Source organism: Arthrobacter sp. TmtSoilC51 (assembly GCF_055388015.1).
The window spans coordinates 3,062,008-3,080,211 of sequence record NZ_AP035877.1 but is presented as its reverse complement, the minus strand read 5'-3'; the positions used below and the strand labels follow the sequence as shown (position 1 = coordinate 3,080,211).

The following is an 18,204-nucleotide window of genomic DNA, read 5'->3' as shown; positions in this document are numbered from 1 at the left end:
GGTGAATTCCAGAACGAGCAGCGGCGTCTACCCCCAAGGCATCAAGCTGGGGGTAGACGTCGGCACCGTCAGGGTTGGGCTTGCCATCTGCGACCCCGATGAAATCCTCGCCACGCCTTTCAAGACAGTGGTCCGGGACGCCAAGAAGAACTCCGATGTTCGCGTGGTGGTTAAACAGGCCATGGAAATGCGGGCGGTGCAGATTTTCGTGGGCCTTCCAAGGACCATGAAGGGTGAGGAACGCAGCTCTGCTCAGATGGCTACGGAGTACGCTGAACTGCTGGTGGGCGAGCTTTCCCGCGCAGGTTTGGACGTCCCAGTGAACCTCGTGGACGAGCGTCTTTCCACTGTTACGGCGCACCGCAACCTGCACGAAGCTGGCATGAGCAGCAGGAACCACCGTAAAGTGGTTGATCAGGTTGCCGCTGCTGGAATACTTCAGCACGCGATCGACATGCAAAAAGCCAGAGGAACGGACGTTGGCCGCCGCGTAAACGCACCGGCGCGGTCCGAATCACCCAGCAGTGCCCCAACGCTGCGGGCTTCCTCAGGCAGTGAACCAGATTCTTCTACGAGGGGACTGCAACTGTGAGCCCGGTCAACTACGACCCCTCCAGCGGAACCGCCGGCGGCGGCATGCCGCTGACCCGCAAGGAACTGCGGGCGCGGGAAAGATTCCTCGCCACCCAGAACCAGAACGTCGTACCCGTTCCGGAAGCGACGCCGGGGGAAGCGGCGCCTTCTGCTGATATTGAGCCGGAACTGCCCCGCCCGATTCCCGCTGTTCCCAAGCCAGCTGCCGCTCCAGAAGTCCCTGCTCCTGAAACCCCTGCTCCAAGACCCCCTGCGGCTGAAGTCCCTGCTCCTGAAACCCCAGCCCCTGAATCCCCTGCCCCTGAACCCGTGCGGGCGGATGCTGCTGCTCCGGTCCCGCCGGTTCCGGAGGCGTTGCCGACGGTTGCGGCGTCTGCTCCTGCCGAACATGCGGATCCTGTGCTTCCGGAAGTAGAGCACCATGAGGACGCGCTCCCGGTCCCAGCGGTTGCGCACGCCTACGCCGGTCATGTCAACGAATCCCACGACTACGGCCTCCATGACGCCGCGGTCCACGTGGATGATCATGCATTTGCGGTGCATGACGACGCACACTACGACTACGAAGACCATGACGTGCATGAAGGTCATGAAGTCCACCACGAGCTTCATGACGACCACCACCACGCCCTCATCGCACCAGTAGAAGTCCCGGCGGCGTCCAAGGCCGCGGCCAAGAAGGCGCGCCGACGTCGTCGTGTCCTTGCTTTGCTGATCACGCTGGGAGTCTTCGTCGCAGCGATCGCGATCGGCGCGCAATTCCTCAAGCCCCTCCTTGGCATGGACAAAGTCACCGATTATCCCGGCCCCGGGACAGGCTCAGTGAGCATCACGGTGCCCGAAGGTGCCGGCCCCAAGGCCGTGGCAACCGCCCTCGTGGAAAACCACGTCGTGGCAGATGCCGATGCCTTCGTCAAGGAATTCGTGGCCGACGGCGGGGAACTCTCGCCGGGTGAATTCACCTTCCGTACCGAAATGAAAAACTCCGACGCCGTTGCGGTCCTCGTCAACAAGGACGCCTCCAAGGTGATCTACTTTGCCCTGAGTGCGGGCCTTCGGATCAATGAGTCGTTGGAGGCAATCTCCAAGGGCTCCGGTATTCCCATGGCCCAGCTCAACGGTTTCAACCAGGCGCCTGCACAATTCGGCGTCCCTGCGAAGGCGAAGAACCTTGAAGGTTTCCTTGCTCCCGGAGAGTACCGATTCCCCCTCGGGACCTCCGGTAAGGACATCATCCAGAAGCTTGTTTCCAGCACGCTGGATGAGCTGAAGGCGCAGGGAATTACCGATCCCGCCAAGCAGTACGACACCGTGACAATCGCGAGCATCGTCCAGGCTGAGGGCGGCCAGGCGGACTATGGGAACGTGGCCGGTGCGATCTATAACAGGCTCAAACCGAACAACACCGAGACCAACGGCCTCATCCAGTCCGATGCCACGGTCACCTATGGCCTGGGCAAGAAGTCCTTCCACCTCACGGACGAAGAGAAGGCCGATAAGTCCAACACCTATAACACGTACGCCAACCCGGGACTGCCTGCCGGTCCGATCGGTTCTCCGGGCAAGACGGCGATCGACGCGGCGGCAAAGCCGACGCAGAACGATTACCTGTATTGGGTGACCATTAACCTGGACACCAAGGAGACCAAGTTCTCCAAGACGCTGGCCGAACACAGCACCTACGTTGAGCAATACAACGCATGGTGCCAGGCGCACGCCGGACGGTGCGTGTGAGTCGTCGCGCCGCTGTCCTCGGGCACCCGATCTCACATTCGAAGTCCCCGGCGATGCACACTGCCGCCTATGCCAAGCTCGGTGTGGACATCGAATACTCGGCAATCGACCTCACGGTCGACAGGCTTCCGGCGTTCATGGACTCGCTCCGCGGGGACGAATCATGGTGCGGGCTGTCGGTAACCATGCCCTTGAAATCGGCCATGGTCAGGGAAGTTGACGACGTCCGTGGCGCTGGCGCCCAGTTAGGCGTTATCAACACTGTGGTCTTTGAGTACGACGGCGGTTCGGTCCGCCGCGTCGGTTACAACACCGATGTAGCGGGGATCGTGGAAGCAGTACTCTACGCGGGAATCGCTTCGGCCCCGCATGCTGCTGTTCTCGGCGGCGGAGGAACCTCCGCAGCTGCCATTGCTGCCGTACACGAGCTCGGAGCCGAGCATGTGGACGTTTTCGTCCGGGATGCCACCCGCGCTGCCGACGCCCAAGCCGCTGCGGCCGCCGTCGGTATATCCCTGAAGCTCCGCCCGCTGACTGAGGCAGCTACTGCCGTGGCCGGATCCGACCTTGTCATCTCCACCTTTCCGCCGCGGGCAGCCGATGTCCTTGCCGGGGAACTCGCAGCCCTGCCAGGTACAGGTGCGGGTGTCTTGCTGGACGTAGCCTACGATCCCTGGCCGAGCCGCCTCGCCGAGGTCTGGCACGGGCACGGGGGAGCGGTGGTTCCCGGGCTGGAGATGCTGATGTACCAAGCGGCGGAGCAGATCCGAAGGTTTAGTGGCTGTGACGTTGACGCCTCCGTCATAGATGTGATGTGCGACTCAGTTGGGCTTCCCCGGCGAGTGTTCTAGAGGCCTTACATGGCAGGATTGGTTATATGTTGCGTTGGTTGACTGCCGGTGAATCCCATGGTCCGGCTCTGATCGGAATTGTTGAAGGCGTGCCCGCCGGTGTTGAACTCACCAGCGGGCAAATCCGCGATGCCTTGGCGCGCCGCCGTCTGGGCTATGGACGTGGCGCCCGCATGAAGTTTGAACAGGATGAGGTCACGATCCTTGGCGGGGTACGTCACGGAATCACCCAAGGTGGTCCGGTTGCCATCCAGGTGGGCAACACGGAATGGCCAAAGTGGGAGCAGATTATGTCTGCTGATCCAGTGGACCCTGAAGTCCTTGCCGACCAGGCCCGTAACGCCCCGCTGACGCGTCCGCGTCCTGGGCACGCCGATTTCACCGGAATGCAGAAGTACGGCTTCGACGAAGCCCGCCCGGTCCTTGAGCGCGCCAGTGCTCGCGAAACCGCAACGCGTGTTGCTCTCGGTACCGTTGCTGCCCGGTTCCTTAAGCAATTGGGCGTCGAGTTGGTCAGCCACACCGTTTCCATCGCCAGCGTTACTGTGCCTGAAGGAAGGGCGTTGCCCCTGCCCAAGGACGTCATCGCCCTTGACGCAGATCCCCTGCGCTGCTTCGACCGCGAGACCTCGGACGCCATGGTCGCCGAGGTGGATGCCGCCCATAAGGAAGGCGAAACCCTGGGCGGAGTGGTTGAGGTCCTTGCTTACGGACTTCCCCCGGGATTGGGCAGCTATGTCCACTGGGACCGTCGCCTCGATTCACGCCTGGCCGCAGCGTTGATGGGTATTCAGGCCATCAAGGGCGTGGAGGTCGGTGACGGATTCCTCACTGCCGCCCGCCGCGGTTCGGCGGCCCATGACGAAATCCTCAAGGACGAGAACGGCAAAATCATCCGTCAGACCAACCGCGCCGGCGGCATTGAGGGTGGCATGAGCATCGGCGAGGTCCTGCGCGTCCGGGCAGCCATGAAGCCCATCGCCACCGTTCCGCGTGCCCTGCGCACCATTGATGTCACCACCGGAGAGCCGGCAAAGGCCCACCACCAACGTTCCGACGTCTGCGCAGTTCCTGCGGCAGGCGTTGTAGCCGAGGCCATGGTGGCCCTGGTCCTGGCGGAAGCCATGGCCGAGAAGTTCGGCGGTGACTCTGTGGCTGAGACCACGCGTAACCTGCAGAGCTACCTGGACAACATCCCGGCAACCCTGGACTCGGTCGGCCGGTAGTGGGCCACGCAATCCAGGACGGCTGCCCCGGCCGTCCCGTTGTCCTCGTGGGCCCCATGGCGGTTGGCAAGTCTGCGATCGGCCAACAGCTCGCACAGCAGCTCGGCGTTCCCTTCGTGGATACGGACGCCGTGGTGGTTGCGGCGCATGGCAGCATCGCGGACATTTTCGCTGGTCGGGGAGAACACGCCTTCCGTGAAATTGAGGCCAGGGCAGTGGCGAAGGCCATCGAAGCCGCCAAGCAACAGCAAACCGTGATTTCGCTCGGGGGCGGAGCTGTCCTGGACTCAGGAACCCAGCAATTGCTGGGGGAGTGCACCGTGGTTTACCTGGAATGCGATGCCTCGACCGTTGCCGACCGGATTGCGCGAAACACCGGACGGCCCTTGCTGCAGGGCGACGCAATGTCCCGTTGGGAAGCCCTGTTTGCCACCAGGCGTCCAGTGTATGAACGCCTTGCAGACATCGTCCTGGACGTCCGTTCGGGATCCGTGGCTGAAATCGGCCTCCAGTTGGAGGAGCGGCTGCGCCAGCATGCAGCCTTGAAAGAGGAAGTTGAAAAGTGAGCAACGAAGCAACTGTCATCAAGGTGACCGGCCAGTCAAGCGCTGAGAACTACGACGTCGTGGTGGGCCGTGGCCTCCTGGACTCCCTTCCTGGCAAACTTGGCGAGCGGGTTCGGCGAGTGCTCGTCATTCACCCGCGTGCCCTTCGCCTAACCGGCGACACCGTCCGCGATGAGCTCGAAGCTGCCGGCTTCACCGCCCTGACGGCCGAAATTCCGGATGCCGAAGAAGGCAAGCACATTCAGGTTGCCGCTTTCTGCTGGCAGGTACTGGGACAGAACGATTTCACGCGCTCGGACGCCATTGTGGCCGTGGGCGGCGGTGCGGTGACCGACCTTGCCGGATTTGTTGCGGCTACATGGCTGCGCGGAGTCAAGGTCATCCACATGCCCACCAGCCTGCTGGGTATGGTGGATGCCTCCGTTGGCGGCAAGACAGGCATCAACACTGCCGAAGGAAAGAACCTGGTGGGATCCTTCCATCCACCTGCGGCTGTACTGGCGGACCTCGATACCCTGAAGACTTTGCCCAAGAACGAGTTGATTTCCGGCATGGCAGAGGTCATTAAATGCGGCTTCATCGCCGATCCCGCCATCCTTGACCTTGTTGAAAAGAACACTGATGCTGTGATGGACCCGGAATCTGCCGTAGTTCGGGAGCTCATCGAGCGTGCCATCGCGGTCAAAGCCAACGTCGTCTCCCAGGACCTCAAGGAATCCGGCCTGCGCGAAATCCTGAACTATGGACACACCCTGGGCCATGCCATCGAGCTCGTGGAACGGTACTCCTGGCGCCACGGTGCGGCCGTTTCGGTTGGCATGATGTTCGCCGCTGAACTGTCGCGGAGCGTTGGACGACTCTCCGATGCCGATGCTGACCGGCACCGCACCATCCTAGAGAGCCTGGGCCTGCCCACCACGTACCGCAAGGACCGTTGGCAGGGCCTCCTGGACGGCATGCGCCGGGACAAGAAGTCCCGCGGCGACCTCCTCCGGTTCGTTGTCCTGGACGGCGTAGCCAAGCCCGGCATTCTGGATGTCCCTGACACCTCCCTGCTGTTTGCCGCCTACCAGGAGATTGCGTCATGATGACCGTCCTCAGAGAAGGCGTCAGCGATTGGCCAACCGCAGGGTTCCCGGGCGTGCGCATGAACCCGGATACCTTGCTGCCCGTCGTCGTCAACGAAGACGCACTGGAATCGGCCTTGGCGGCTTCGGAAGACCCTGCCGACCGCATCATGGCGCTGCTGCTGGAAAACCAGCCCAAGGAAGCGGCGGAATTGCTCGCCGAGGCCCGCTACAAGGATCCTGAATCTTTCAGGTTGCGGATTTTTGAAGCCGAAGTCCACCGGGCCACGAATCGCCTGGACCGTGCCATCCAACTGTTCCGCCAGTTGCTGCAGGAAGTCCAAGGCACCTCCAGGGAAGCGATCGTCCACCAATATTTGGGCCGTGCCTATTTCGTGAGTGGAAATGCGCTGGCAGCATCGGAAGAGTTCGCCAAGGCCCTGGACCTGAGGGTCGCCAAGGCTGCCGATGCCGCCCTGATTTACTCCTCCGCGGTGGCACTCCAGCGGGCCCGGGACGTGCTGGAACTCGCCTCCTGATCCAGGCTGGAACCAGGCGTAGGCAAGCCACTCCCCATTTGCCGGTAGAATGGTTCTTGGATTTTTGATAAATACGCGCTGGTGGGCCGTTTGGCATGCCGGCTTGGCATACACGGCTGGAAGCTAGAAACCTTAGCTAGAACCAGTGAGAGAAACCAGAGGATACGAGTGGCAACCACAAACGACATCAAGAACGGGACCGTACTGAAGCTCGAGGGCCAGCTCTGGAACATCATTGAGTTCCAGCACGTTAAGCCGGGCAAGGGTGGCGCTTTCGTTCGCACCAAGATGCGCAACGTTATGTCCGGCAAGGTGGTTGACAAGACCTTCAACGCCGGCCTGAAGATCGAGACCGCTACGGTTGACCGCCGTGACTACCAGTACCTGTACCAGGATGGCGAAGACTTTGTCTTCATGGACACCCAGGACTATGACCAAATTACCGTTTCCGGTGCCACGGTTGGCGATGCCACGAACTTCATGCTTGAGAACCAGATGGTGAACATCGCCATCCACGAAGGCACCCCGTTGTACATCGAGCTTCCCCCGAGCGTTGTCCTCGAAATCACCTACACCGAGCCGGGCCTCCAGGGCGACCGCTCCTCGGCAGGCACCAAGCCGGCAACCGTGGAAACCGGATACGAAATCCAGGTTCCGCTGTTCGTCGAGCAGGGCACCAAGGTCAAGGTAGACACCCGCGATGGCAGCTACCTGGGCCGGGTCAACGACTAGTGAGCGCACGCGGTAAAGCCCGTAGCAGGGCGCTCGAGGTACTTTTCGAGGCGGAGCAGCGCTCCGTATCGGCCTTTGATGCGCTAAAAGCGCGTCGGGAAAAGACGGATCTCGTCATTAACCCCTACACGGTGGAAATCGTTGAGGGTGTTGTCTCCATGCAGCCAACCATCGATGAGTTCCTGCAGACCTATGCCCAAGGTTGGACGCTGGAGCGGATGCCGTCGGTAGACCGCATCATCCTCCGCATTGGTGCTTGGGAACTTCTGTACAACGACGAAGTCCCTGACGGAGTGGCAGTCAGCGAAGCTGTGGCTCTCGCCAAGACGATGTCGACGGACGAATCTCCGGCCTTCATCAATGGTTTGCTCGGCCGGCTCCAGAAGCTCAAGCCGTCACTGCTCGCCTAGGCGTCGCTGGAGCTTTGTTCAGCAAGAGGACCCGCGTCCACAGGAAACTGTGGGGCGGGTCCTCTTCTGTTTGCGTCTCAGTTCAGCACTGCCGCCCGGAGCGCAGGGATCTCGCGAAGATGGTCAAGTTCGTCCCGCTGGTGGACGGGCACATCGCGCCCGCTGAGGACGCGTTGGCGCGTGAACGCCAAAGCCGTGGCACCCTTGATGAATGCCCGCATCTGGGCTGCGCGACCACGCGAGGCTGCCCACCGCATTGCCTGCCGCCTTCCTGGTGAGGTTGCCAGCATTTCAACTTCGGCAGGCGTGAACCATCCGGCCCTGGCATATTCGAGGAGCCGCTGGCGCGTGAGTTTCCCTTCGGCAATCCGGAGGAAAATGATGCCGAGAGCCGCGATCAGAAAGATCGGCACCTGCACCACGAAGTAGTCCAGCAGGAAGTCCTGGCCCATGCTGTTCCACCGGTTATGCAGGAACATGGCCGGCAGGAGGCCAATGATGAACGCCAGCACGGCATAGCCTGAATGCCACTTCCGGGCGGCAAATCCCATGATCAGCCCGGTTGTTCCCGTGAAAATGGCGTGCGCGAAGGGTGACATGACGCCACGCAGGATAAAAATCCGGACCAGGTCCGTGCCAGGCTCCGATGAAGACGCGATCTCACGGCCGAAGTAGAGGATGTTCTCAGTGAAGGCGAATCCGGCGGCGATCGTAAAAGCGAAGACCACGCCATCCACGGGACCATCGAAGTACTTCCGTGCGGCAAGGATGAGTACCAACAGGCCAAGCGATTTGGTGAATTCCTCCACGATCGGAGCTTGGACCGTGGCCATGAAATACGTGAACGCTTCCTCGCTGGTGGTCGGAGCTGCCAGGGCGAAGAGCGGCTGGATCAACAGTGTTCCAGCGATCGAGACCGCAGCTCCCCATGTGAAAGCGAACCAGAGAAGCCTGTTGGGCTCCGGCTCCCAACGGTCAATGAGCCGTACTGTAAGCAGCACCACAGACAGCGGTACCAGAGATGCGATGAACCCGATCACGAAGCCTGTGACACCGGTATTGCCCAGGAGGAACGGAACCACCAGGAGAAGGCTTCCGAAGACCAAAACGCTGCCTACCAGGAGCAGGGGGAGCGTACCCGGCGACCGGCGCGCCCGGGTTACTTCAGGAGCAGCCCAGGTCTGCGGCGGAAGGGTTCCCGGGTTGTCAGGGGCCGGTTGGTAGTTTCCGGGCTGCACGCGTCCGATCCACGTCGGATTAGCGGCCGGTTCCAAGTATGGCCGCGGGTAGGGTTGGTGCCCGCCCGGATTCCCAGGGTGGTTGGTGCTCATGGCCTAGAGCCTATTCCACAGCTTGGGCTGTGAGCTTTAACTCACCGCCCCGTCCGCTGTCCGGTGAGGCGGCAGGGCCCCGCTGTGGTAGTTTTGAAGGGCAAATATTCCTTTTTTAATTCCGTCCCGTGAGGCGGGGAAAGGGGAGACGAGCGAATGACTGAAGTCACTTCAGCGCAGGTTCCGTCGCGGGTTGTTCTCAACCAAGCGGACATCGACCGTGCGCTGACTCGTATCGCCCATGAGATCCTCGAAGCCAACAAAGGCTCCCAGGACTTGGTTCTATTGGGCATTCCCAGCCGCGGCTATCCATTGGCCGTGCGGCTCGCCAACAAGATCGCTGCAGCCGACCCAACGGTCAACGCAGAAACGATTGTTGGCCAACTCGATGTCACCATGTTCCGTGATGATCTCTCGCACCAGCCAACGCGTCCTCCGCACCACACGCGTCTGCCGTTGAGCGGCATCGACAACAAGGTTGTTGTCCTCATCGATGACGTCCTGTATTCCGGCCGCACCATCAGGGCAGCGCTTGATGCCTTGGTGGACCTTGGCCGTCCCCGGATTGTCCGCCTGGCAGTCCTGGTAGACAGGGGCCACCGCGAGCTTCCCATCCGTGCGGACCATGTAGGCAAGAACCTGCCCACCTCCTCCGCAGAAAAGGTCCGCGTCCACCTCGAGGAAATCGACTCCGTAAACGGCGTCCCAGTCAACGAAGTAGTTATCGAGGCCGGCAAGTGAAGCACCTCCTCTCCACTGAGAACCTCAGCGCCTTCGATGCCATCCGCGTCCTGGACACTGCCGAGGAAATGTCCGCAGTCGGTGACCGCGAGGTCAAGAAGCTCCCGGCACTTCGTGGCCGCACGGTAGTCAACCTCTTCTTCGAGGACTCCACGCGTACCCGGATCTCTTTTGAGGCCGCAGCCAAGCGGCTTTCAGCCGATGTCATCAACTTCGCCGCCAAAGGATCTTCGGTGTCCAAGGGCGAGTCCCTGAAAGACACTGCCCAGACACTGGCCGCCATGGGAGCTGATGCGGTTGTGATCCGTCACTGGGCTTCCGGTGCTCCGCATCGGCTGGCTGCCACGGACTGGATCGACGCCGCAGTGATCAACGCCGGCGACGGCACGCACGAACACCCTACGCAGGCCCTGTTGGACGCGTTTACCATGCGCCGCCACTGGTCGCAGCTCAATGGAAATAGATCCACTGGGGCTGACCTCAAAGGCATGCGCGTGGCGATTGTGGGGGATGTGCTGCACTCCCGTGTTGCCCGCTCCAACGTTTGGTTGTTGCGTACCCTGGGCGCCGAGGTGACGTTGGTTGCGCCACCTACGCTGTTGCCGATCGGCGTCGAGCACTGGCCCTGCAAGGTCAGCTACAACCTGGACGAAACTCTGGAAGCAGGCGTCGACGCGATGATGATGCTGCGCGTCCAGGGTGAGCGCATGCACGCCTCGTTCTTCCCCTCCACACGTGAGTATTCACGGCGTTGGGGTTTCGATGACGCCCGGCTTCGGGCACTGGATGACCTGGGCATGAAGGACACCATCATCATGCACCCTGGCCCCATGAACCGCGGCCTGGAAATATCCTCCGCCGCCGCCGACTCGCCGCGCTCAACTGTGCTTGCACAGGTGCGGAACGGTGTTTCAGTGCGCATGGCAGCCCTTTACCTGTTGCTCTCCGGGGATTCCCGCGAAGCAACCGCCACAACGGCAGTGACCACCCATGCTGTAAGCCAGCCCACCAAGGAGAGCAACTGATGGCCGAGAACACCTACCTGATCCGTGGGGCCGCCATTCTCGGCGGCGAAGCTGAAGACCTGTTGATCCGCGACGGCATCATTGCCGCCCGCGGCAAGGACCTCTCCGACGAGGACGCCACGGTCATCGACGGCAAGGGCCTCATTGCACTGCCCGGCATGGTGGACGTCCACACGCACTTGCGCGAGCCCGGCCGCGAAGACGCCGAAACGGTCGAGACCGGCACCCGCGCCGCAGCGTTGGGCGGCTTCACGGCTGTCCACGCCATGGCCAACAGCAACCCCGTGGCAGACACGGCAGGCGTGGTCGAGCAGGTCCACAGCCTGGGCCGCGCGTCCGGCTGGGTGGACGTGCGCCCCGTTGGGGCCGTAACGGTTGGCCTCGCCGGCGAGCAGCTCGCAGAGCTGGGTGCCATGGCGGACTCCCGTGCCCAGGTGCGTATGTTCTCCGACGACGGCATCTGCGTGCACGATCCCGTTCTAATGCGCCGCGCGCTGGAGTATGTGAAAGCGTTCGACGGCGTGGTGGCCCAGCACGCGCAGGAACCGCGCCTTACGGCCGGGGCACAGATGAACGAAGGCGCCGTTTCGGCAGTGCTCGGACTCACGGGCTGGCCTGCGGTCGCCGAAGAGAGCATCATTGCCCGCGACGTCCTGCTGACCCAGCACGTCGGTTCACGCCTGCACGTCTGCCACGTCTCCACTGCAGGATCCGTGGAAATCGTGCGCTGGGCCAAGGCCCGAGGCATCAACGTGACTGCCGAGGTCACCCCGCACCACCTGCTCCTCACGGACGAGCTGGTCCGCAGCTACGATCCCGTTTTCAAGGTGAACCCGCCGCTGCGCACGGACGCTGACGTTCAGGCGCTCCGCGAGGGCTTGGCAGACGGCACCATTGACGTCGTCGGCACGGACCACGCCCCCCACCCCAGCGAACACAAGGAATGCGAGTGGGCGCAGGCGGCAATGGGCATGACCGGCCTGGAAACGGCATTGTCCGTTGTCCAGGAGACCATGATCGAAACCGGCCTCATGACCTGGGCCGATTTCGCGAGGGTCACGTCGTTCACCCCCGCGGTCATTGGCCGCGTGGCTGACCAGGGCAGGCCGTTGGAAGAAGGCGAGCCGGCCAACGTCATCCTGGTGGACCCGGCTGCACGCTGGACGGTGGACCCCCATAAAATGGCTACCATGGGCCGCAATTCACCGTTCAAGGGCAAAGAGCTGCCCGGTTCCGTGGTGGCAACCTTCTTCAAGGGCCACCCCACGGTTCTCAACGGCAAGCTCAATACGCCGTACAGGTACGTCGAAAACTACCCCACCCCGGATTCCGCCGGGGCAGTCAGCGGTAGCTGATGAACAACCAGACTCTCACCGTGCTCATCACGGTGCCGTTGATCATCGTTGTCTTGATGATGATCTGGCTGGGGTGGCGGAGCCGCCTGAGGCGTCAAGCCGACGTCGAACGCCTCCCGGAGGTGCCGCAGCAACTGACGCCGGCCACGATCGTAGCCGAGGGCCAGTACGTTGCCACCACCACGGCAGGGGACTGGCTGGACCGGATTGCAGTGCAGGGCCTTGGGATCCGGACAAACGCGGAACTGAGTGTCCACGCCGAAGGCATCCTGTTCGACCGTTCAGGCGCCGGCCCGGTGTTCATCCCGCGCTCCGCAGTGGCTGACAGCCGCCAAGCCGCCGGAATGGCCGGGAAGTTCGTCGAGAAAGACGGACTCCTGGTCATCAGCTGGAAGCTGGGCGGCAGGGAACTGGATACCGGATTCCGGACCAGGCATGCAGCCGACAAAGAGCTCCTCCTCGAAGCCATCCAAGAATTGATCTCCGCAGCCCCTCAGGCAGATGCCGATAGTGGAAAGTAATAAAGTGACGGACAGTAAAGCAGCCACCACACCCGCCCCCTCAGCAGCAGTACTGGTGCTCGAAGACGGCCGCGTGTTCCGCGGCCGTAGCTACGGCGCCCAGGGAACGGCCCTCGGTGAGGCCGTCTTCGCCACCGGAATGACCGGCTATCAGGAGACCATCACCGATCCTTCTTACGCCCGCCAGCTTGTGGTGCAGACCGCACCCCATATCGGCAACACGGGCGTCAACAGCGAAGACGCTGAGTCCCGCCGCATCTGGGTCGCTGGCTACGTCGTTCGCGACGCCGCGCGCCGCCCTTCCAACTGGCGCTCGGAACGTTCCTTGGACGCCGAATTGGTAGAGCAGGGAATCGTTGGCATCCAGGGCGTTGACACCCGTGCCATCACCCGCCACCTCCGCGAACACAAGACCATGCGCGCAGGCATCTTCTCGGGCGAGGCTGCGCAGGCATCGGAGAAGGAGCTCCTGGACGCGGTCCTTGCAAGCGCCCCAATGGAAGGCGCAGCGCTGGCTGAAGAGGTCTCCATCGACGAGGCTTACGTCGTGGAGCCCAAGGACCACGGCTGGGAAGGAGAACCCCGGTTCTCCATTGCCGCCGTGGACCTCGGCATCAAAGCAATGACTCCGGTACGCTTCGCCGAGCGCGGCGTGCGTGTGCATGTCCTGCCGGCTACGTCCACGCTGGAGGACGTCAACGCGGTCAATCCGGACGGCTTCTTCATGTCCAACGGACCTGGCGATCCCGCTACCGCAGACCACCAGGTCTCACTGCTGCGCTCGGTGCTGGACGAGAAACTGCCCTACTTCGGGATCTGCTTCGGCAACCAGATCCTGGGCCGTGCGCTTGGCTTTGGAACCTACAAGCTCCGCTACGGTCACCGCGGCATCAACCAGCCCGTCATGGACCGCCGCACGGGCAAGGTTGAAATCACCTCGCAAAACCACGGCTTCGCCGTCGACGCACCGCTGAACGGCGCCACGGTGGCCCCTGAGGAGCGCTACGGCCGCGTGGAAGTCAGCCACGTCTCGTTGAACGACGACGTCGTGGAAGGCCTGGCGTGCCTGGACATCCCGGCGTTCTCGGTCCAGTACCACCCTGAAGCCGCTGCCGGCCCGCACGATGCCGCGTACCTCTTCGACCGCTTTATCGACCTCATGGCAGAAACGAAATCGGCCACAGCCGGCGCCGCCAACTCCACCGACTCCAAGACTGAGGACAAGAAGTAATGCCCAAACGTACAGATCTCAAGAGCGTCCTTGTCATCGGTTCCGGCCCGATCGTCATCGGCCAGGCGGCCGAGTTCGACTACTCCGGTACCCAGGCCCTTCGCGTCCTCAAGGAGGAGGGCCTGCGGGTCATCCTCGTGAACTCCAACCCGGCCACGATCATGACGGACCCCGAGTTTGCCGATGCCACCTACGTCGAGCCCATCACGCCCGAGGTTGTTGAGAAGATCATCGCCAAGGAACGTCCGGACGCCTTGCTGCCCACACTCGGTGGCCAGACCGCGTTGAACACGGCCATTGCGCTGGACAAGAACGGTGTTCTGGAGAAGTACAACGTCGAGCTCATCGGTGCGAACATCGCTGCCATTGAACTCGGCGAAGACCGTGAGAAGTTCAAGGGCGTCGTGGAGCGCTGTGGAGCCGAGTCGGCTCGCAGCCACATCATCCACACCATGGACGAGGCCTTCGCTGCGGCCGAAGACCTCGGCTACCCGATGGTCGTTCGCCCGTCCTTCACCATGGGTGGACTTGGCTCGGGCCTGGCGTACAACGAGGACGATCTCCGCAGGATCGTTGGCCAGGGCCTGCAGTACAGCCCCACCACAGAGGTCCTGCTCGAAGAGAGCATCCTCGGGTGGAAGGAATACGAGCTCGAGATGATGCGCGACAAGAACGACAACGTCGTTGTTGTTTGCTCCATCGAGAACTTCGATCCCGTAGGCGTCCACACCGGCGACTCCATCACTGTTGCCCCGGCCTTGACCCTTACGGACCGCGAGTACCAGAAGCTGCGCGATGTCTCCATCGCCGTCATCCGTGAAGTGGGCGTGGACACCGGTGGATGTAACATCCAGTTCGCCATCCACCCGGACACGGGGCGCGTTGTCGTGATCGAAATGAACCCGCGTGTTTCCCGGTCCTCCGCCCTTGCATCCAAGGCAACCGGTTTCGCCATTGCCAAGATCGCCACCAAGCTGTCCCTCGGCTACACCCTGGACGAGATCCCGAACGACATCACGCAGAAAACGCCGGCGTCGTTCGAGCCGACCCTGGACTACGTCGTGGTCAAGGTTCCGCGCTTCGCGTTCGAGAAGTTCCCGGCCGCGGACAACACGCTGACCACCACCATGAAGTCCGTTGGCGAAGCCATGGCCATGGGACGCAACTTCACCGAGGCCCTGCAGAAGGCCCTCCGCTCACTGGAGCAGAAGGGTTCCCAGCTGGACTTCAGCTCCGTGCCGGAGTACGAAGTGGCAGAACTGATCGAGAAGGCCAAGCGCCCCACTACGGACCGGCTGCACCAGGTACAGCGCGCCCTTCTGGGGGGCGCCAGCGTCGAAGACCTCTACGCTGCAACCAAGATCGATCCCTGGTTCCTGGACCAGCTCCAGCTGCTGAACGAAACCGCTCAGGAAATCCGTAAGGCTGGAGTGCTGACCGAGGACATGCTGCGCAACGCCAAGCGCCATGGTTTCTCGGACGAGCAGATCGGTGCCCTGACCCACAACAACGAGGCAGTTGTCCGCGGCGTCCGCCAGGCGCTGGGCATCCGTCCGGTCTACAAGACGGTGGACACCTGCGCTGCTGAGTTCGCCGCATACACGCCGTACCACTACTCGAGCTATGACGAGGAAGACGAAGTCGGCCTGCACGCCAAGCCGTCCGTGATCATCCTGGGTTCCGGGCCCAACCGCATCGGTCAAGGCATCGAGTTCGATTACTCCTGCGTTCACGCTTCCATGGCCCTTCGCAAGGCGGGGTATGAGACCGTCATGGTCAACTGCAACCCCGAGACCGTCTCCACGGACTACGATGTCTCCACCCGCCTGTACTTCGAACCGCTGACACTTGAGGACGTCCTTGAGGTCATCGCGGCCGAGGAACGTACTGGTGGAGTCATGGGTGTCTTCGTCCAGCTGGGCGGTCAGACCCCGCTTAAGCTCGCACAGCAGCTTGCCGACGCTGGCGTGCCGATCCTGGGCACCTCGCCTGAAGCAATTGACCTCGCAGAGCACCGTGGCGCGTTCGCCCGCGTCCTGGACGAGGCCGGCCTGACCTCTCCGAAGAACGGCACGGCTGTGTCCTTTGAGGATGCCAAGAAGATCGCCGACGAAATCGGGTACCCGGTCCTGGTCCGTCCGTCCTACGTCCTGGGCGGCCGCGGCATGGAGATTGTCTACGACGAAGCCAACCTGTCCCGATACATCGCCAACGCCACGGAAATCACCCCGGACCACCCGGTGCTGATCGACCGGTTCCTCGAAGACGCCGTCGAAATTGACGTCGACGCCCTCTTCGACGGCACCGACATGTACCTCGGTGGCATCATGGAGCACATTGAAGAGGCCGGCATCCACTCCGGAGACTCTGCTTGCGTCCTCCCTCCGATCACGCTCGGCAACAACGTGATCGAGCGCGTGCGCACAGCCACACGCGCCATTGCCGAAGGCGTTGGCGTGCGCGGCCTCATCAACATCCAGTTCGCGCTGGCCTCTGACGTTCTCTACGTCCTGGAAGCCAACCCGCGTGCCTCCCGCACGGTGCCGTTCGTTTCCAAAGCGACCGGCGTGCAGATGGCGAAGGCCGCGGCGCTGATCGGTACTGGTGTCACCATCAACCAGCTCCGCAGCGCTTACAAGATGCTGCCGGAAACCGGTGACGGATCCACCCTGCCCCTGGATGCCCCGGTCGCCGTCAAGGAAGCCGTACTGCCGTTCAGCCGCTTCCGGACCCCCGAGGGCAAGGTTGTCGATTCCCTGCTCGGCCCGGAAATGCGTTCCACTGGTGAAGTGATGGGTATCGACAAGCACTTCGACACCGCCTTCGCCAAGAGCCAGGCAGCCGCCAACAACGCACTTCCCACCGAAGGCAAGATCTTCGTCTCCGTGGCCAACCGGGACAAGCGCTCGGTGATCATGGGTGTCAAGCGCCTCTCGGACCTCGGTTTCGAGATTGTCTCCACGGGTGGCACGGCAGACGTGCTTCGCCGCAACGGCATCCAGGCCACTCCGGTCCGCAAGGTAGCCGAGGGCAGCAGTGCTGAAGGTGAAGGGACCATCGCAGACCTCGTCATTGCCGGCGAGATCGACATGGTGTTCAACACCCCGTCCGGCGGGGAAGCCCGCAGCGACGGTTACGAACTGCGCGCAGCCGCTACATCCATCGGCATTCCCTGCATCACCACGGTGGCTGAATTCAACGCAGCCGTGCAGGCAATCGAGGCACTGCGCACCTACGAATGGTCGGTCACCAGCTTGCAGGAGCACGCAGCCAACCTGAGCGCATCACAGGCCGCCGTCAATGCCTGACTCTCTTGAGGCGAACAAGGCCCAGGACGCACAGCAGCCGGTCCGGGAGTCCTTTGGCTCCCGGCTGGCCGCCGCGATGGCCGCCCGTGGTCCGCTTTGCGTCGGAATCGATCCCCACCCGCAGCTGCTGGCTAGCTGGGGACTGAACGACGACGTCGCCGGGCTGGAACGTTTTTCGCTCAGCGTGGTGGAGGCCGTGGCTTCCCTCGCTGCCGCAGTGAAGCCGCAAGTGGCACTGTACGAACGTCACGGCTCTGCGGGCATGGCTGTCCTGGAGCGAACGTTGGCCGCAGCTGCTGATGCGGATGTGCTCAGCATCGCTGACGCCAAGAGGGGTGATATTGGTTCCACCATGGCCGCGTACGCAGATGCGTGGTTACGCGACGGTTCGGCCCTGGCAGCGGACTCAGTGACCCTGAGTCCATACTTGGGCTTTGAGTCCTTGCGTCCGGCCCTGGATCTCGCTGCGCAGAATGGCAGGGGAGTGTTCGTTCTGGCGTTGACCTCCAATCCTGAAGGAAAATCTGTCCAGCACGTCGGCGGAAGCAATTCCGTCGCCCGGGGGATCGTCGATGCGGCTGCAGCCGAGAACCAGCGGTACGGGGGAGTCCTGGGTTCAGTAGGACTTGTTGTCGGCGCCACCATTGGTTCTGCGCTTGAGGATCTGGATATTGATCTCGGCCCGGTCCGCGGAGCGATCCTGGCCCCGGGCCTGGGTGCTCAGGGTGCCACTCCTGCTGACCTCCGGGCCACTTTCGGGGCCGCTTATCCCACGGTGCTTGCCACCTCAAGCCGTGGCATCCTGGCCGCCGGTCCTACGACGGCAGCGCTGCGGGCAGCTACCCAGGAAACGCTGGACGGCCTGCGGGCGGAATGATGCCGGCAGGCCGTTGCGCAACCCGGCGCCTCCCGGTAGGTTCAGGATCAGTTCGCGTGACGTGAATCACAAATCCGATCCGACAGGGGTTTGGCC

General features: G+C 62.6%; 17 protein-coding genes. 16 read left to right on the top strand and 1 reads right to left on the bottom strand.

Annotated features, from left to right (window positions below; translation table 11 throughout):
- Nucleotide 1: 1 nt before the first annotated feature.
- From ruvX to nusB, 9 genes are all read left to right on the top strand, one after another.
- On the top strand, nucleotides 2–592 hold the full coding sequence (gene ruvX / locus ACZ5G6_RS14015; protein ID WP_223933015.1) for a Holliday junction resolvase RuvX: 591 nt from the start codon (nucleotides 2–4) through the stop codon (nucleotides 590–592).
- Nucleotides 589–2,328 (top strand): endolytic transglycosylase MltG, encoded by a 1,740-nt coding sequence (gene mltG / locus ACZ5G6_RS14010; protein ID WP_498686044.1) that lies wholly within the window; start codon nucleotides 589–591, stop codon nucleotides 2,326–2,328. Before ruvX ends, mltG begins: the two co-directional genes overlap by 4 nt.
- On the top strand, nucleotides 2,325–3,179 hold the full coding sequence (locus ACZ5G6_RS14005) for a shikimate dehydrogenase family protein (RefSeq protein WP_498686042.1): 855 nt from the start codon (nucleotides 2,325–2,327) through the stop codon (nucleotides 3,177–3,179). Before mltG ends, ACZ5G6_RS14005 begins: the two co-directional genes overlap by 4 nt.
- A gap of 26 nt (nucleotides 3,180–3,205) precedes the next feature.
- Nucleotides 3,206–4,405 (top strand): chorismate synthase, encoded by a 1,200-nt coding sequence (gene aroC, locus ACZ5G6_RS14000; protein WP_498686041.1) that lies wholly within the window; start codon nucleotides 3,206–3,208, stop codon nucleotides 4,403–4,405.
- Nucleotides 4,406–4,461: 56 nt separating this feature from the next.
- Entirely contained in the window at nucleotides 4,462–4,971 is a 510-nt protein-coding gene (locus tag ACZ5G6_RS13995) for a shikimate kinase (protein ID WP_263422396.1), read from the top strand.
- Nucleotides 4,968–6,059 carry a 3-dehydroquinate synthase gene (gene aroB / locus ACZ5G6_RS13990; protein ID WP_498686039.1) on the top strand — a complete coding sequence of 364 codons (1,092 nt, stop codon included), beginning with the start codon at nucleotides 4,968–4,970 and terminating at the stop codon, nucleotides 6,057–6,059. Before ACZ5G6_RS13995 ends, aroB begins: the two co-directional genes overlap by 4 nt.
- Nucleotides 6,056–6,577 (top strand): tetratricopeptide repeat protein, encoded by a 522-nt coding sequence (locus ACZ5G6_RS13985; protein ID WP_223933010.1) that lies wholly within the window; start codon nucleotides 6,056–6,058, stop codon nucleotides 6,575–6,577. Before aroB ends, ACZ5G6_RS13985 begins: the two co-directional genes overlap by 4 nt.
- Before the next feature lie 168 nt (nucleotides 6,578–6,745).
- The gene (gene efp / locus ACZ5G6_RS13980) at nucleotides 6,746–7,309 is read left to right on the top strand and encodes an elongation factor P (protein ID WP_011774957.1); all 564 of its coding nucleotides are present in this window, start codon (nucleotides 6,746–6,748) and stop codon (nucleotides 7,307–7,309) included.
- Nucleotides 7,309–7,719 (top strand): transcription antitermination factor NusB, encoded by a 411-nt coding sequence (nusB, locus tag ACZ5G6_RS13975; protein ID WP_223933009.1) that lies wholly within the window; start codon nucleotides 7,309–7,311, stop codon nucleotides 7,717–7,719. The genes efp and nusB overlap by 1 nt, the downstream gene beginning before the upstream one ends.
- Nucleotides 7,720–7,796: 77 nt before the next feature.
- Here nusB and ACZ5G6_RS13970 read toward each other — a convergent pair whose 3' ends face one another.
- Entirely contained in the window at nucleotides 7,797–9,050 is a 1,254-nt protein-coding gene (locus tag ACZ5G6_RS13970; protein WP_498686037.1) for a PrsW family intramembrane metalloprotease, read from the bottom strand.
- A 156-nt stretch (nucleotides 9,051–9,206) separates the two neighbouring features.
- Between ACZ5G6_RS13970 and pyrR the strand changes: the two genes are divergently transcribed.
- The 7 genes from pyrR to pyrF are packed head-to-tail and all read left to right on the top strand — an operon-like array spanning nucleotide 9,207 to nucleotide 18,108.
- Complete coding sequence (pyrR, locus tag ACZ5G6_RS13965) at nucleotides 9,207–9,791, top strand: bifunctional pyr operon transcriptional regulator/uracil phosphoribosyltransferase PyrR (RefSeq protein WP_223933007.1); 585 nt, start codon at nucleotides 9,207–9,209, stop codon at nucleotides 9,789–9,791.
- The gene (locus tag ACZ5G6_RS13960) at nucleotides 9,788–10,816 is read left to right on the top strand and encodes an aspartate carbamoyltransferase catalytic subunit (protein ID WP_498686034.1); all 1,029 of its coding nucleotides are present in this window, start codon (nucleotides 9,788–9,790) and stop codon (nucleotides 10,814–10,816) included. Before pyrR ends, ACZ5G6_RS13960 begins: the two co-directional genes overlap by 4 nt.
- A complete protein-coding gene (locus ACZ5G6_RS13955; RefSeq protein ID WP_223933005.1) occupies nucleotides 10,816–12,171 on the top strand; it encodes a dihydroorotase in 1,356 nt (451 codons plus the stop codon). The genes ACZ5G6_RS13960 and ACZ5G6_RS13955 overlap by 1 nt, the downstream gene beginning before the upstream one ends.
- Nucleotides 12,171–12,692 carry a PH-like domain-containing protein gene (locus tag ACZ5G6_RS13950; protein ID WP_223933004.1) on the top strand — a complete coding sequence of 174 codons (522 nt, stop codon included), beginning with the start codon at nucleotides 12,171–12,173 and terminating at the stop codon, nucleotides 12,690–12,692. The genes ACZ5G6_RS13955 and ACZ5G6_RS13950 overlap by 1 nt, the downstream gene beginning before the upstream one ends.
- Nucleotides 12,673–13,923, top strand: a complete 1,251-nt coding sequence (gene carA / locus ACZ5G6_RS13945) for a glutamine-hydrolyzing carbamoyl-phosphate synthase small subunit (RefSeq protein ID WP_223933003.1) — start codon at nucleotides 12,673–12,675, stop codon at nucleotides 13,921–13,923. Before ACZ5G6_RS13950 ends, carA begins: the two co-directional genes overlap by 20 nt.
- The gene (gene carB, locus ACZ5G6_RS13940; RefSeq protein WP_223933002.1) at nucleotides 13,923–17,231 is read left to right on the top strand and encodes a carbamoyl-phosphate synthase large subunit; all 3,309 of its coding nucleotides are present in this window, start codon (nucleotides 13,923–13,925) and stop codon (nucleotides 17,229–17,231) included. Before carA ends, carB begins: the two co-directional genes overlap by 1 nt.
- A complete protein-coding gene (gene pyrF, locus ACZ5G6_RS13935; protein WP_223933001.1) occupies nucleotides 17,224–18,108 on the top strand; it encodes an orotidine-5'-phosphate decarboxylase in 885 nt (294 codons plus the stop codon). The genes carB and pyrF overlap by 8 nt, the downstream gene beginning before the upstream one ends.
- Nucleotides 18,109–18,204 lie beyond the last annotated feature (96 nt).